The sequence below is a fragment of the Sphingomonas sp. genome, assembly GCF_017304615.1.
Lineage (GTDB): Bacteria > Pseudomonadota > Alphaproteobacteria > Sphingomonadales > Sphingomonadaceae > Sphingomonas.
The window spans coordinates 516,837-531,514 of sequence record NZ_JAFKLZ010000001.1; the positions used below are offsets into that span (position 1 = coordinate 516,837).

A 14,678-nucleotide genomic window follows, 5' to 3' on the forward strand; every position below is an offset into this window, starting at 1 on the left:
TCACTGCGCCAGATCTCGACCTCATGGAACGGTTCATATCCGACTTCGGGATGGCGCCGTTTCGCGATGCGGGGTCGCTCTATGGTCGCGGCCTGACGTCGAGCGCCTATCTGCATGTAACCGATTTGGGAGAGCCGGCGTTTCGAGCGCTCGGCCTGATGGCGCCGTCCCTCGAGGAGTTGCGCGAATTCGCAAATCGCTATGAATGCGAGGTCACGCCATCGTCGCGTCCGGGCGGGGGTTGGGTCGTCGAACAGACTGATCCCGATGGGTATCTGATCGAGATCGTGGCTGGCCAGGCCCAAGTCGAACGCCGTGAGCCAAGTCGCGATGTGGGATGGAACGACGCGATAGCCAAGTCGCGCATCCGCGCTGTAAAGCGGGTCGGCAATCGCCCCTCGCAGGTGGTCCGGATGGGCCATTGCGTGCTTGGTGTGTCGGACTTCCGGCGCTCCGAGCAATGGTACAAGGAGCGGTTCGGCTTCATCACTTCTGACGAAATCGTCTTGCCGGACGGAAAGTCGATCGGCGCGTTCCTGCGCTGCGACCGGGGTGACGAGCCGACCGACCACCATAGCCTGTTCCTGATCCAGGGCATCCGGGGCGTCGGATTCAATCACGCCGCTTTCGAGATCGTCGATGCCGACGACTTGTTCGCGGGCCATGAGTGGCTGTCCGGCGCGGGCTGGAAACCGCACTGGGGGATAGGGCGGCACCTGCTTGGGTCGCAAATCTTCGACTATTGGCGCGATCCATGGGGGCATGCGCTGGAGCATTGGACCGACGGCGACCTGCTCGTCGCGGCCGATGGATCGCGGACCGCCTCGCTGGTTGAACTTACATCTGTGCAATGGGGGCATCAGGCCCCCCACGCCGCATGACCAGCATTGAGTCCGACGCGCCCCAAGGCTTGTTCGATCGCGCGCCGATGCACCGCTTGCAACGGGGCGTCATCGCTCTGACGATCATGTTGTCGGCGCTGGACGGTTATGACGTCCTGTCGGTCACCTTTGCGGCGCCCGCGATTACTTTGGGCTGGGGGATCGGCAAGGCCGCGCTGGGCGCTGTATTGTCGGCCGGACTCGCTGGCATGGCGCTCGGATCGTTCTTCCTGGCACCACTGGCAGATGTCTTCGGCCGACGAAGGATGGTTTTGGTGAGTCTGACCCTCATGGGTCTTGGCACGTTGTTGTCGGCCAGCGCCCAATCTCTCGCGATGCTCTCCGCCTGGCGGGTGGTCACAGGGCTGGGGATCGGTACCTGCGTGGCTGTGATCAATCCGCTCGCGGCAGAATTCTCCAATGCGCGCTGGCGTCCGCTCGCGCTCGCCGCGATGGCTATGGGATATCCGGCTGGCGGGCTTTTCGGAGGGCTCCTCTCCACGCTCCTGCTCAAGAGTTTCGGCTGGCAAGCAATTTTTCTGGCGGGGTTCGGTTTTGCCGCGATCCTTTTTGTGGTCGTTTTGCTGATCCTGCCGGAATCTATTTCGTTTCTGGCGACGCGTCAGGCTCCCGATGACCTCGACCGCGCCAATGCGCTTCTCAGTCGGTGTGGGCACCCGACGCTTCGTGCTTTTCCGCCACGGCCCGAGGCTCGCGCGAGGGGGTATGCGGCGCTCTTCTCAGGGGCGGAGGCCAAGCGAACGTTTTTGCTGGCGGGGGTAAACGGGGTGAACGCGGCCGTGGCCTATTACGTGCTGAGTTGGCTGCCCCAGATGGTCGGCGATGCGGGGTTCAATCCGGCAACGGCCAGTCTGGTCGCTGCCGTCTCTAACCTCGCCGGGATCGCTGGCGGTCTGCTCCTTGGCTTTGTCGCGCAACGCGCGGGTATTGTCCGATCGACGAGTTTTGTCGTTGCGGGTCTCGGCTTTGCCACGTTGGCCTTTGGCCATGTGCCGCCATTTTTCCCGGCACTCGTCCTCGCCGCAGCCCTGTGCGGTTTCTTCCTCTTTGCCAGCGCTGCCGCCTTCGCCGCGTTGCTCGCTGCGTCGTTTGCCGCCGAAGAGCGGGCATCCGGCGTGGGCTTTGTCATCGGCGTCGGCCGGATCAGCAGCGCGATTGCGCCTCTCGCCGCCGGTTGGCTGTTCGCGGCTGGCCTCGGCCGCGGCACCGTGTCTGCCTCGTTCGGCATTGCCGCCGTCCTGGCCGCACTGATGCTCTTTGCGGCGCTACGCCCAACCATGTCCTCGACGGAGGGCTCTTAGGAGAATTGTGATGAAGAAGTCGACGAAAGCTGTGCTGGCAGCATTTTGCGGGTCTCTTGCTTTAGCTGGCGTCAGTGCCCAGACGCTGCCATCGGCCTCGTTTACGACGCTCGGCACGAATTCCGGTCCGATCCCGAATCCGCGGCGCGGCGAACCGGCCAACCTTCTGCGCGCGGACGGTCAGACCATTCTGATCGATGCGGGTGATGGCGCTGCCTGGCAATTGGGCAAAAGCGGTGTCGAACTGGGCAAGATCAACACGATTTTCATCAGTCACTTGCACTTCGACCATACCGGTGGCCTGTTCGCCGTTCTGGGCCAGCGCTTTCAAACGCTGAACTCGACGCCCATCACGATTTACGGGCCGCGCGGAACGAAGGCGGTAGTCGCCGGGCTCGTGACGGCACTGACCGCATCGGTCGAGGGTGCGATGAATATGCGCGCGCGCATGCCTGGGGCGCCCGGCGATAATATCAAAGTCGTCGAGCTTGATGACGGTGCATCGTTTGCTTTAGGTCAGATCCGCGTGACCGCGGCGTCAAATTCTCATTTTTCAGCCACGCCAGGTAGCGAGGCGACGAAGCGTGCTACACTGTCTTTCCGGTTCGACACCCCTGGGCGATCCATCGTGTACACCGGTGACACAGGACCCAGCGCTGCTGTCGAGAAGCTAGCCAAGAATGCGGACCTGCTGGTCAGCGAGATCATGGACCCCGACGAAGCGATTGCGCGCCGCCGGAAGCAAACGCCCGATCGTCCGGAAGCTGTTTGGAAAATGATCAGCGAACACTTTTACAAGGAGCATCTGTCGCCGACCGAAGTGGGCCTTCTGGCGTCGCGGGCCAATGTGAAGATGCTCGTCCTGACTCACAACGCGCTGCCGCCGGAAATCATCGATCGCGCACGCACGCAGATCCAAGCCAACTTCAAAGGGCCAATCCAGTTTGCCGAAGATCTGAACTCGTTCTGATAGATGCGGCGAGCATCCCAATCATCCGGTCGGCTAAGTGCTGACTGAAGGCAGCAAGCGCGGGGTGTGCTGGGTGGTCGTCTCGATTGTACTTCCGACGGCTTGGGGCTGCGGGCTATTCGAAAGCCCATAGCCATATCTTGGAGGAATTGCCTGAAAGGCAGTCGAGGCCGTCGCTGGCTTTCGCGAGATGATCGGGCGCCGTGGAGCGGCGCCCGTCATCGTTTGAGGTCGGGACCGAGCGCCGATAGCGTGTGTTCTTTCCCTTCTCACTACCGCTAGAAGGTTTGCAGGTCCTTTGCGAACGTAACCGGACCCTTGAAGTTGGCGATGATCTGCGCCTTCGCTTTGGCGATCGCATTGTCCGGTAGCGCATTGTGGGTCAGCACCAACGCTTTAACGCCAGCGCGAGACGCCATCAGGCCGGCTTCGGTGGGGGACACATGCTCCTTGCGGAAATGGGCAAGGACCGAGTCAGCGATGAACGAGGGCATAGCCGGGGCCGCTGCCTTCACCTTTGCGAAGGCGATCTCCGGATCCATGATCTCGCATACGAGCAAATCAGCATTTTTGGCGAGTGCTTCGACGGCCGGACTGGGTCCGGTATCGCCGGTGTAGACAATCGAGCGGCCGGGACCATCAAATCGAAACGCGAAGGACAGCGCGCTCGGATCGTCGCCTCCGGGTGTCGCAATATAGTGCGTATTCCTCACCGCGGTTACCCTCACGTCGCCGATCGACAGCTTCTGACCATCGCTCATCTCGATGACCTTGATATTGTCGCCCGGCTTACCGCGCACGAACCCGCGCATGTTGTTTGCGCCTAAGGCCGAAGTGAGCATGCCATTGACCATCGATTCCACCAGACCCTTGGTGCCTGGAGGTCCATAGATCGTGAGCGGGCTGGGTTCGATCATCTGATAACGCTGGCTCAACACGGCAAAGAGTCCGCCGGTGTGATCGAAATGCAGGTGGCTGATAAAGATCGTGTTGATTTGACGCAGGCTGACCCCGGCCTTTGCGGCTTGCCAAGCGGCGCCATCGCCGCTGTCCACCAGGATATTCTGCGTACCAGTTTTCAGCAAATTGGCGGGCTCGGCGCGCTCGGCATTGGGTATCGGGCCTGAATTTGTCCCGAGGGTCGTCCATTTCATCACAGACGGAGCGCTTGCCGGCTTGCTCGACCCGACAGCCGATACTGTTCCGAGCGCGGCCAAGGCGAGGGCGGGCACAATGATAGTGGCAAATCGCATTCAACTCTCCTGCGTATCGATTAACTGTCGCGCTGTGCGGGGCTGTTGGGATGGTCAAACCGGCGGAAGCGTTTTCGACCAGGTTTTGACGATCTCCGCGTAGCGCTCCGGCTGAAACAGGTGCATCATGTGCAGCGCATCGGGATGGGATTGATAATCGACCTTTACGCCGGCGGCGCGGATCAGCTCACAAGCCTTTTGAGCCTGGAGATCGGACAAGGCGCCGATCAGATTTCCTGTCGCCGGGTCGATCGCGCGTTGGTGATGGGTGATCAGTACGGGGACCTTTACCGAGCTCAACATCCGGTCATGTGGGCAGTTGAGGCCCACGGTTCCTTCCCAAAAAGCACGCGCCCATTCCGGATCGTATTCCTTGAGATTTTGCCGCGGTTCAGGAGAGGAACCCGCCATTCGTAACAGCGGGCTGGTGGAAGACTTCGCAGCGGCGAGGAAGCCCGCCCAGTCGTTTATCTTCCACTGGTCGCCAAGATAATCCCGGTACATTTCAAATGCGGGACCGGCGGCCTGCCGGATCGAATGACCGAACTTTGGTGTCAGCTCGGAGGCGAACAGCGGAGGGTCTTCATAGACTGCCCCGCGGATTTGACCCGGCATCGCATAGGCCGACAGCCAGGCGGACAGAACGCCTCCTGAGGAATTGCCGGCGCAGATGACCGGCTTCCTGATGACCAATGCAATGAACCGGACCAGATCGTTGCCGAAATTGTCGAAGCTGTATCTCTTGGGAGTCCAGCTGCTTCTCCCTTGACCGCGCAGGTCGACCGCGAAGACGTGAAAGTCCTCTGCCAGGAGTTTCATCGCCTTCTCGTATGTCCACCAGGACCCGGTTTGTTCGGGCACGAGGAGCAGGGCGGGCTTTTCCGGCGAACCCGCCTCTGCGTAATTCATTTGAATTTCGCCGAGATCTGCCAGGCGTTCCGGATAGTCATGCGGAACATACACGTTGCGATTGGCCGGCGAGGGGGGCTTTTCGGACGCTATGGCTCCTGAAGCTGCAATCGCGATTGGAGCCGTCGCTGCGGATTTAATGAAGTCCCGGCGCCCATTTTCAGGTGAACTGGTCATATCCGTGTCTGTCCATAAAGATTGGGCCGCATCGTTGCGCGACTGTCGGCCAGGCTCAGTGGAAATATCCCTTGCCCGCTTCGACCTTGTGCAGGATGCCGTCGAGATCGGCGCGCGAGTAATAATAGCCGGCTCGCACCACGCCCGCGATCCGATGCAGGTTTTGCACGCTATCGATCGGGTTGGCGTCGAGAAGAACCAGGTCCGCGCTGGCGCCGGTAGCGATGCGCCCAAACATCGGCCAGCCCATGAAGTCGCCCCCATTGATCGTCGTCATCTGGAGAATTTTCAGTGGGGTGATACCAGCCTTTGCGAGCTCGTCGAACTCCTGATGCAGCGAGAAGCCCGGCACTTCCCATTGACCACTCACGTCGCTCCCCGCGAGCATCTTCACGCCGGCATCGTCGTAGAGTTTCGTCATGCGAAGCTGCAGTTCGTACACTTTGGCGAGAGCGGCCCGTTTCGGCGCATCATGGTTCTTGGCGAACTTCGCCGCTGTCTCACGCCACAAGGCGATGGTTTCAGGCGGCATGTACTTATAATTGGCGTCGTCAGCGTATTCGGGGGCACCGCTGAGTTCGATCGTTCGGAGGCGGATCAGGGTTGGGATCTGCCACGTTTCGTATTTGACGAACGTGGCGGCCAGCGCGCGACATTTGGTATCGTCGAATGTCGCCAAAATGCGATCGTAACGCGCTGCGCCAGCCTCATCGGCGTCCGCTGACGGGTTGATGATCCGCTTCTGGATCAGGTCGGCGGCGAGTTTTTCCATGAGCGGAAGTTTTGTGGGAGGAGCTTTCATGACCGGCTGTTTGGCGACCGCTTCCCGCAGCGCTGCCTCATCAGTCGAGCACGAGATCATTTCCGTATCGCCAGGCCCCAAATGTTCGATCGCGCGCATTCCGCGTCGCGCGGCTTCCGCGGCATCGACGCCGGGCTGAAGATGGCCGACGAACGGAAGACCGACTTTTCGCGCCTCTTCTTCGGCCGCGAAAAAGATGTCGGGCGCAGCAAGCCCGACCTTGATGAAGTCGGCGCCTTGCCTTTTTTGGGCGTCGACTTCCTTGCGTACCTCGTCAGGAGAGCCGGCATTGAACGGCGTTAGGATCGTCCCGGGCATAAGCAGCGCTTCTGGCGCATATCGCCCTGTTGGCTTGCGGCCCTGCGCGCGCTCCTCGAGCATCCGGGGCGAGCCCGACATCTGCCGAAAGCCCGTGATGCCATTGGCAAGCATGAGGGCCATCGTGCCTGAGACGTCGAACGGACCGAGCGGGTGCGCGTGAAAGTCGTTATACCCGGGGACGAGAAACTTCCCCTGCGCCTTCACTATTTGCGCGCCCGTCGCTTGCGGCAACGTGCCCATCGGCACAATCGAGACGACTTTCCCCTTGTCGGTCAAAACGTCCATGTTCGGCGAGAGCTTGCCGTCGCGGACATCGACGACCGTGACGCCGGACAGGATGAGCTTGCCGGACGGCTGGATCGTCGTCACCGGATGCCATGGTTCGTAGTCGACCCAGGCATAGGCGCCCGTGCCCGCGACGAGCGCGATGCCTAGCGCAATCAGCCATTTCCTACGCATGTTGCCTCCTCAATCCTCACTGTCTGCTGCTGGACCCCGATAAGGCTCGGCGAACGGCCAATGTGCCGCTCCCGCAACCCCTCGGGTCGCGGCCACTTGCCGGTTGGCGCCAAGCAAAAGAGTTGGGCATCCTCTCAATCCTTTGTTCGACGAGTGCGCTTTGCCCCAGCCGTTCAGCGCACGCCAGTAATAAATATATTGCTTAAAAAAAACTATGAATGCAGGATGCCCGTAATGGTGATTTGCGGGATTGGCGGCCGAATCGACTGCCGGAGAGGGATTTCATGAAGCTGTTGCGATTCGACGATGCGGCTGGGCCGCGTCTGGGAGTTATGGCGAACGACGTAATTGTCCCGCTCGATGCGCTACGCGGGGATTATCCGACAATGCTTGCCGTCATTGCGGCGGGCGACGCGGCGTTGGCGAAGATCGCGGCTGTCGTCGATCAGGCCGCCGATACGGTGCCGCTGGCAGACGTCAGACTGTTGGCGCCCCTTGAACGACCCGGCAAATTCCTTGCGATCGGCATGAATTACAAAAAGCATGTCGCGGAGGCGGAGAAGCTCGGGATCGCAGCCCCGACAAACCAATATTGGTTCAACAAACAGACCACGTGCATCGCTGGCCCGTTCGAGGATACCGATCCCGGCGTGTCCCAGGCGCTCGATTACGAGGTCGAACTGTGCGTCATTATCGGAAAACCGGCCAAGAGCGTCGACGCAGCTAACGCGAAAAACCACGTTTTCGGCTACACCGTTTGTAACGACGTATCGGCACGCGACTGGCAACGGCATTCGCCGACGTTCACCGTGGGCAAGTCGTTCGACACGCACGGGCCGATCGGACCCTGGATCGTAACGGCCGACGAGATTGCCGATCCCCACGGACTCGATCTTCGCTGTTTCGTGAACGGTGACTTGCGACAGGCCGGAAACACCGGTGAACTGATCCACAACGTCTGGGATCAGATCGCCTATCTCTCGACGGCCTTCACCCTCGAACCGGGCGATTTGCTTGCCACTGGAACGCCTGACGGTGTGGGCGCGGCGATGAATCCGCCTCAGTTCCTGAAGGTCGGCGACGTGGTGCGCTGTGAGATCGAGGGCATCGGCGCGATCGAGAATAGGGTCGCCGCTCCGGCGGCAAAATAACGGCTGACGTCGGAGACGGTTATGGCCGTACATGGAATATTGTCCGTTACGCTGGACGTACCGTCGCTAGACGAGGGCGTAAAATTCTACACCGATGCCGGTCTCGAAGCGGTGATCGAGGACGGTATCGCGCACTTGCGATGCGTCGGTCAGGACCGAAGCTCGATCATCTTGCGCGGGGGGATGGCGAAAAAGCAGCTCCATCATGTCGCGCTTCGCGCTGACGGCCTCGACGAGATTGCGAGTCGAACGGAAGATGCCGGAGGGCAGGTCGTTCCGGCGCCAACAGGGTTCGCGGACAATGGGCTGTGGGTGACCGATCCAAATGGCACCCTGTTTCATCTGATAGAGCATCCGGCCGATCCCGACTTGGCGGCGACGCCGCCGTTCGAAATCAACGGCCCGGGGCGCATCACGCGCATTCGCCGCTCGGCCATGCTGCCCGCGACGCACTATGCGCGGGTCAGGCCGCTAAGATTAGGCCACGTTCTCCTGTTTTCGCCTGATGTGATGGCGAGCGTGCGTTTTGTCACCGAAGCGCTAGGCATGGGTCTCGCCGATCAAGCGCAGGATGTGATCGCCTTCACCTGCGCACGCCGAAACAGCGACCACCACGTCCTCGCCTTCGCGAAGTCGCCGGGGATCGGCTTCCACCATGCCAGTTTTCAGGTGGTCGATCCCGACGAGGTCGGTCGCGCGGGACGCGCGTTGCTCGACAAGACCGGGCGGGGCGATTGGGGCGTGGGCCGGCACACGATCGGCTCGAACTTCTTCCACTACATCCAGGACCCTTGGGGATCCTGGTTCGAATATTATTCCGACATGGACCATATCGACGATTACGCGCTGTGGTCGCCGACGAATTACGGAATGGAAGACAGCCTCGCGAACTGGGGCCCAGCGGTGCCCGGTGATTTCGTCCACAATTATGAAGTCGAGGGTACGAACGCGTGAGCGAAGTCGATGTTGACGTCCTGGTCGTGGGCGCCGGCCCGGCCGGTCTGGCCTCTGCCATAGAATTGGGGTCACGCGGCGTGCGTGTGCTGGTGGCGGAGCGCAATGACAGGGGAGGGACTGCGCCGCGGGCGAAGACCACGAATGTTCGGACGCGGACCCACCTTCGGCGTTGGGGGCTGGCGGACAGGCTTGCCGAAGAGTCGCCCTTCGGCGTCGATTACCCGAACAATATGGTGTTCGTGACGCGCCTTTCCGGCTTCGAACTGGCGCGCTTTGCCAATGCGTTCAATGCTTCGCCGGAACGTTCGCAGCTCTATCCCGAGCATGCACAGTGGATTCCGCAATATTCCCTTGAGAAGGTCCTGATCGAAAAGGTTCGGTCGCTGCGCTGCGTTGATCTCCGCTTCGATACCGACTTCGAAACGGCAAGCCAGGACGACACTGGCGTCACCGCCAAACTGACCGATAAGGACGGTGGCGAATTGACAGTTCGCGCACGGTATCTGATCGGCGCAGACGGCGCCCGAAGCAAGATACGCGATCTCATTGGCGCGACGCTGGAAGGCCAGCACGGCCTGTCGCACAGCTACAACATCATCTTTCGCGCCCCCGGCCTGAGCGAAGCGCATGCTCACGGCCCCGCAGCGATCTATTGGCAGTTGGGCAGGCAGGGCCTCAGTGCGGTCGGTCCGATGGACCGGGACGATAAATGGTTCTTTATGCCGGGCGGTGCAAAGCCGGGCGAAAAGCTATCCGATGAGGAGGCCGTCGCACTCATCGTCGAGCGCACCGGCATCGACATGCCATTCGAGGTCCTGAGCGCAGATTCATGGGCGGCAAGCGAACTGATCGCCGACAAATATGCCGATCGCCGCATCATCCTGGCCGGCGATGCATGCCATCTCCATCCACCATTTGGTGGTTACGGCATGAACATGGGAATCGGCGATGGCGTCGATCTGGGATGGAAGATTGCCGCGACGTTGCAAGGGTGGGGCGGCCCTAGACTGATCGACACCTATGAGGCCGAGCGGCGTCCGATCCACCGTGCGGTCATCGACGAGGCGATGGCGAACTACGCCATCGCCGGTACGATGCCTCCGCCGCAACTCGAGGACGACGGACCGGAAGGCGAACAAATCCGCAGGGCCGTGGGGATGGTCATACAGTCGGCCAAGGGTCGCGAGTTCAATACGCTGGGGACGGTTCTGGGGCTGGGCTATGAGGGATCGCCGATCGTTTCGGCCGAGCCCGGGCCACCGCCTGAACATGTCAACGAAGTGTACACGCCAACCGCTCGACCGGGCTATCTTGCGCCCCATGCCTGGCTCGAGGATGGTCGATCGCTTTATGACGCTTTCGGCCAGGGGTTTTCGCTCGTCGTGGCACGCAATGCCGATGAGACCGAGGTCGCCAAGGCGGTCGATGACGCCCGAATGCTGGGGGTCCCCCTGACGATCGTGCGACCCGGAAATGTCCCCGCTCGCGACCTCTACGGTGTTTCGTTGACCCTAGTGAGGCCGGATCAGCATGTGGCGTGGCGCGGTGATCAGTGGACGAGCGCGTTGGGTATGGCAGTTGCGCGCCGCGAGCCTGTCGCTGCGGCATGACGGTTCCAGCTGCACCTGACCTTGTCCGAGCGCGGCTCGACGCTGCGCCGATGAGCACGACGCAGTCGCTGGCCGTGGCCATCGCGTTCTTGCTGTCGGCGTTGGACGGCTTCGACGTGCTGTCCGTGACGTTCGTCGCCCCGGCAATCATCAAGGCGTGGCATGTTGAGAAGGGGGCGCTTGGCGTGTTACTGTCAGCGGGCCTCGCCGGGATGGCTGCGGGGGCATTCATCCTGGCGCCGATCGCGGATCTTGCCGGCCGCAAGGTGATGGTGTTGGTCGCGCTCGGGCTGATGGCGGCCGGCATGGCCCTCAGTGCCGGCGCGGGGTCGCTTGAACAACTGATAGCTTGGCGAGTGGTAACCGGGGTCGGCATCGGATCATGCGTCGCCGTTATCAATCCTATCGCCACGGAATTTGCGAATGCGCGGCGTCGACCCCTGACCATCTCCGTGATGGCGCTCGGCTACCCCGTCGGCGGCGTCGTTGGCGGTCTGCTCGCTGCGGTGCTGCTGCGGCATTATGGATGGCAGGCAGTTTTCGCCGCGGGTGCGATCGGCGCCCTCATCATGATCCCGGCGGTCTTGCTGCTGTTGCCCGAATCAATTGCGTACCTGGTATCGAGAAAGGGCAGTCTTGAGCAGCTCAACGCCGTGCTTGTACGCTGCGACCAACCGCCGCTAGACGCCTGGCCGGAAGAAAGCGCGGTCGCAAAGCGTGGCTATTCGGCGCTCTTCACCCGAGAACAGGCGGCGGCCACAGTTTGGCTCGTTTGCATCACGATGCTCTTCACGTTCCCGGTCTATTTCGTGCTCAGCTGGCTACCGCAGATGATCGCCGAAATGGGATTTGCTTCCTCGACAGCAAGCCTCGCCTCAGCGGTTGCCAGCATGGCAGGCGTTGCCGGAGGTCTGGTGCTCGGCTGGCGCGCTCAGCGCGGCGGCCTGCGCTGGCTAACCAGCGGCGGCATGGTTGGGCTGGGGCTAGCTACCAGCCTATTCGGGGTAACACCGCCCCATTTACCCATGCTGATGGCAATGGCCGCTGCCTGCGGATTTTTTTTGTTCGGCGCGTCGTGCGGTTCATTTGCGACGGCGGCGACCACGTTTAAGGACGAAGCGCGCGCCGCAGGCAGCGGTTTTGTCAGCGGGGCGGGGCGGGTGAGTAGCGCTATAGCACCCGCAGCGGCAGGATGGTTGTTCGCGGCCGGGTTCGATCGCGCAGTCGTCTCGAGCATCTTCGGCGGGTTTGCGATCGCTGCCGGCGCCATTCTCTACTTCGGTTGGGGGCGGTTTCGACCGGCCCAACATCGTTTGCGATAGCCACAGGCATCGCGAGAATATTCAGCCAGATAAAAAAGTCATATTGTAAAAAAATATTTTTATTTTACACGTATCGTTATCCGAAAACGGCGACGGGTTACCCGATCGCAAGGGGAGGGGAATAACGATGCGGAGCAATCTGCTAATCGCGACAGCTTTTGGCGCACTGATGATGGGAGCGCCGGCCTACGGGCAAACCAAGTCGGATGGGGACGCTCCGGTCACGCCCAACGACGGGCAATCGTCGCAACCCCCGAACTCAGCCCAACTCGGTGACATCATCATCACCGCTCAACGCAAAACCGAAAACCTCCAGAAGGCGCCCGTTGCGGTGGCGGTCATAGGTGGCGACACGATCAGTAATGCGGGCATCACGGCCCCTGGTCGTCTCCAGGAACTCGTCCCGGCGCTTTCGATACAGCCGACTAGCTCTGGCAACCTGATCTTTATTCGCGGTGTCGGCAACTTCACGTTGACGTCGAACAGCGATCCATCGACCGCCTTCAATTTCGACGACGTCTATGTTGGCCGGCCAACGTCCAGCAATGGCGTCTTCTACGATCTCGACCGTCTCGAGGTGCTGAAGGGCCCTCAGGGAACGCTATATGGTCGGAACGCGACGGCGGGTGCGATCAACGTCATTCCCACGCAGCCGAAGTTGGGCGAACTGAGCGGTTACGCCACCGTCGGCTATGGCAACTACAATGCGCTGACCGCCGAAGCCGCGATCAACGTGCCTCTTGGGCCGAACGGCGCGTTGCGCGTGTCGGGCAATTATTCAAAGCGCGATGGGTATCTGAAGGACGGCACCTCCAATGATGATACCAAGGCGTTCCGCGTCCAGCTCAAAGGCGAACTGACGTCCGATCTCACTGTGCGCGCAACCTTTGACTATGCGCATGTCGGTGGGACTGGCGAGGGTATGGTCTATATCGACAAAGCTGTCTTCAACGGCACCAATTTCGTCATCACGCCATCCGGACTGCCAGAAGCCGAAGGGCTGGGAACCCCAGCGTCACAAGCCTATCGACAGACGCTTGTATTCGCCGCGATCGGCGCAAAGGCAAATCCGCTGTTGCAGGATCAATATCTCAACAACAGCTACTTCGGCGCAAACCTCAACATTGCGTTGCGCACCGGCATCGGCACTTTCACCATCATCCCGGCATGGCGGTACGCGCACATCGACAGCATCGTCCGGCCGGGCTTCATCGGCAACTCGAACGAAAAGGACGATCAGGAGAGCGTCGAACTCCGCTTTGCGGCGAAGCGGTTTTCGATCTTCGATTTCTCCGCCGGTCTCTATTATTACAACGAGAAAGTCCGATCGATCGGAGCGCTCAGCCTCGAATCCGCGATCAGCTTTACCGACCAGCGCTATGCAACCCGGTCAAAGGCAGCCTATGCCCGTCTCACGGCCAATGTCACGGACTGGTTCCGCCTGACGGGCGGCATCCGCTACACTGACGATGACAAAACCTTCGTCGGCAAGGGCACTTCGCTTGCCATCGTGTGCCAAGTTCGCGTCGCCGGCGTCGCCAGCTGCCCCAACGCGCCACTCATCCGCTGGACCAAATCGCTTGCGGAGCAGCCGATCGTTCCGCCGGCAGGGGGGGCGGTCCCGCTAGGGACGTCGGGCGCGGTCATCACGCGGGTTGATAGCGTCAATAACGCAGCCATCGCGCAGAACCAGACCACGTATCGCGGCGCGATCGAGTTCGATGTCGGCCCACGCTCGCTGCTCTACGCAAGCGTGGAAACAGGCTATCGGTCGGGCGGCTTCAATTTCGCCGCCGGCCGCGGACCGTTTCTGCCAGAGTATATCACTGCCTATACCTTTGGCCTGAAGAACCGCTTCTTCAACAATCGCGTGCAGCTCAATCTCGAAGGCTTCATCTGGAAGTATCGTGATCAGCAGTTGTCGCACATCGCACTCGACGCCAATAATCGGCCGGCAAATATCACTGAGAATATCGGTCGGTCGACCAACAAGGGTTTCGAGGCGGAACTGACGGTAGCGGCGACGAAAAACACGATACTCAATGCCGACGTCCAGTATCTGAACGCGAAATACGATTCCTTTCTTTACCAGACACCCGTGTCGGCTGGTCGGCCATTCACCGGGTGCCCGGTCGCGGTCTCCAGTAATCCGGCATTCTACAACGTCGATTGTTCGGGATACCCCGCGTTCAATGCGCCGAAATGGACAATCAATTTCGGCCTTCAACAGACGTTTAATGTCAGTGATCGCTACAAATTCGTCTTTTCGGCGGATACGCAATACCGCTCCAGCCATTACGCGTTTTACTACTTTACGGCCGACGAACTTGTTGGCGGGGTTTGGCGCAGCAATGCACTGCTGTCCTTCGGCCCGTCGGATAACCGCTGGTCAGTATCAGCCTATGTTCGCAACATTGAAAACAAACGAACAATTCTATTCATCCCCGAGCATCCTTCGCTGACGGCGGCGACGGCACAACTCGCGGCACCCCGGACGTTTGGGGGGCGAGTGTCGATGAAGTTCTGATTTGCCGCACCGGCTTC

11 protein-coding genes are annotated in these 14,678 nt (G+C 60.8%); 8 read left to right on the forward strand and 3 right to left on the reverse strand.

The features are described from left to right. Window positions 1-23 precede the first annotated feature (23 nt). From J0J06_RS02590 to J0J06_RS02600, 3 genes are read left to right on the forward strand one after another with little or no spacing between them, the layout of a single operon-like run. Window positions 24-881: a VOC family protein gene (locus tag J0J06_RS02590; RefSeq protein WP_294039790.1), complete on the forward strand. Its 858-nt coding sequence runs from the start codon at window positions 24-26 to the stop codon at window positions 879-881. After that, window positions 878-2,203 (forward strand): MFS transporter, encoded by a 1,326-nt coding sequence (locus tag J0J06_RS02595; protein ID WP_294039791.1) that lies wholly within the window; start codon window positions 878-880, stop codon window positions 2,201-2,203. The genes J0J06_RS02590 and J0J06_RS02595 overlap by 4 nt, the downstream gene beginning before the upstream one ends. 10 nt (window positions 2,204-2,213) lie before the next feature. Beyond that, window positions 2,214-3,173: an MBL fold metallo-hydrolase gene (locus J0J06_RS02600; protein WP_294039792.1), complete on the forward strand. Its 960-nt coding sequence runs from the start codon at window positions 2,214-2,216 to the stop codon at window positions 3,171-3,173. A gap of 278 nt (window positions 3,174-3,451) precedes the next feature. On the opposite strand, the gene J0J06_RS02605 is transcribed toward J0J06_RS02600, so the two are convergent. Genes J0J06_RS02605 through J0J06_RS02615 form a run of 3 tightly spaced genes read right to left on the reverse strand, consistent with a single transcriptional unit; the run spans window position 3,452 to window position 7,004 of the window. Further along, the gene (locus tag J0J06_RS02605; protein WP_294039793.1) at window positions 3,452-4,426 is read right to left on the reverse strand and encodes an MBL fold metallo-hydrolase; all 975 of its coding nucleotides are present in this window, start codon (window positions 4,424-4,426) and stop codon (window positions 3,452-3,454) included. Between the two features lie 54 nt (window positions 4,427-4,480). Next, on the reverse strand, window positions 4,481-5,512 hold the full coding sequence (locus J0J06_RS02610; RefSeq protein WP_294039794.1) for an alpha/beta hydrolase: 1,032 nt from the start codon (window positions 5,510-5,512) through the stop codon (window positions 4,481-4,483). A 55-nt stretch (window positions 5,513-5,567) separates the two neighbouring features. Next, complete coding sequence (locus J0J06_RS02615; RefSeq protein ID WP_294039795.1) at window positions 5,568-7,004, reverse strand: amidohydrolase family protein; 1,437 nt, start codon at window positions 7,002-7,004, stop codon at window positions 5,568-5,570. Between the two features lie 374 nt (window positions 7,005-7,378). On the opposite strand from J0J06_RS02615, the gene J0J06_RS02620 reads away from it, so the two are divergent. The 5 genes from J0J06_RS02620 to J0J06_RS02640 all read left to right on the forward strand — a co-directional run bounded on the left by J0J06_RS02620 (window position 7,379) and on the right by J0J06_RS02640 (window position 14,661). Continuing rightward, window positions 7,379-8,245 carry a fumarylacetoacetate hydrolase family protein gene (locus tag J0J06_RS02620; protein WP_294039796.1) on the forward strand — a complete coding sequence of 289 codons (867 nt, stop codon included), beginning with the start codon at window positions 7,379-7,381 and terminating at the stop codon, window positions 8,243-8,245. Window positions 8,246-8,266: 21 nt separating this feature from the next. Then, window positions 8,267-9,199 (forward strand): VOC family protein, encoded by a 933-nt coding sequence (locus J0J06_RS02625; RefSeq protein WP_294039797.1) that lies wholly within the window; start codon window positions 8,267-8,269, stop codon window positions 9,197-9,199. Next, entirely contained in the window at window positions 9,196-10,812 is a 1,617-nt protein-coding gene (locus J0J06_RS02630) for an FAD-dependent monooxygenase (RefSeq protein ID WP_294039798.1), read from the forward strand. The genes J0J06_RS02625 and J0J06_RS02630 overlap by 4 nt, the downstream gene beginning before the upstream one ends. Beyond that, entirely contained in the window at window positions 10,809-12,134 is a 1,326-nt protein-coding gene (locus tag J0J06_RS02635) for an MFS transporter (RefSeq protein WP_294039799.1), read from the forward strand. The genes J0J06_RS02630 and J0J06_RS02635 overlap by 4 nt, the downstream gene beginning before the upstream one ends. A 172-nt stretch (window positions 12,135-12,306) precedes the next feature. Next, window positions 12,307-14,661 (forward strand): TonB-dependent receptor, encoded by a 2,355-nt coding sequence (locus J0J06_RS02640; protein WP_294040813.1) that lies wholly within the window; start codon window positions 12,307-12,309, stop codon window positions 14,659-14,661. Window positions 14,662-14,678: the final 17 nt, after the last annotated feature.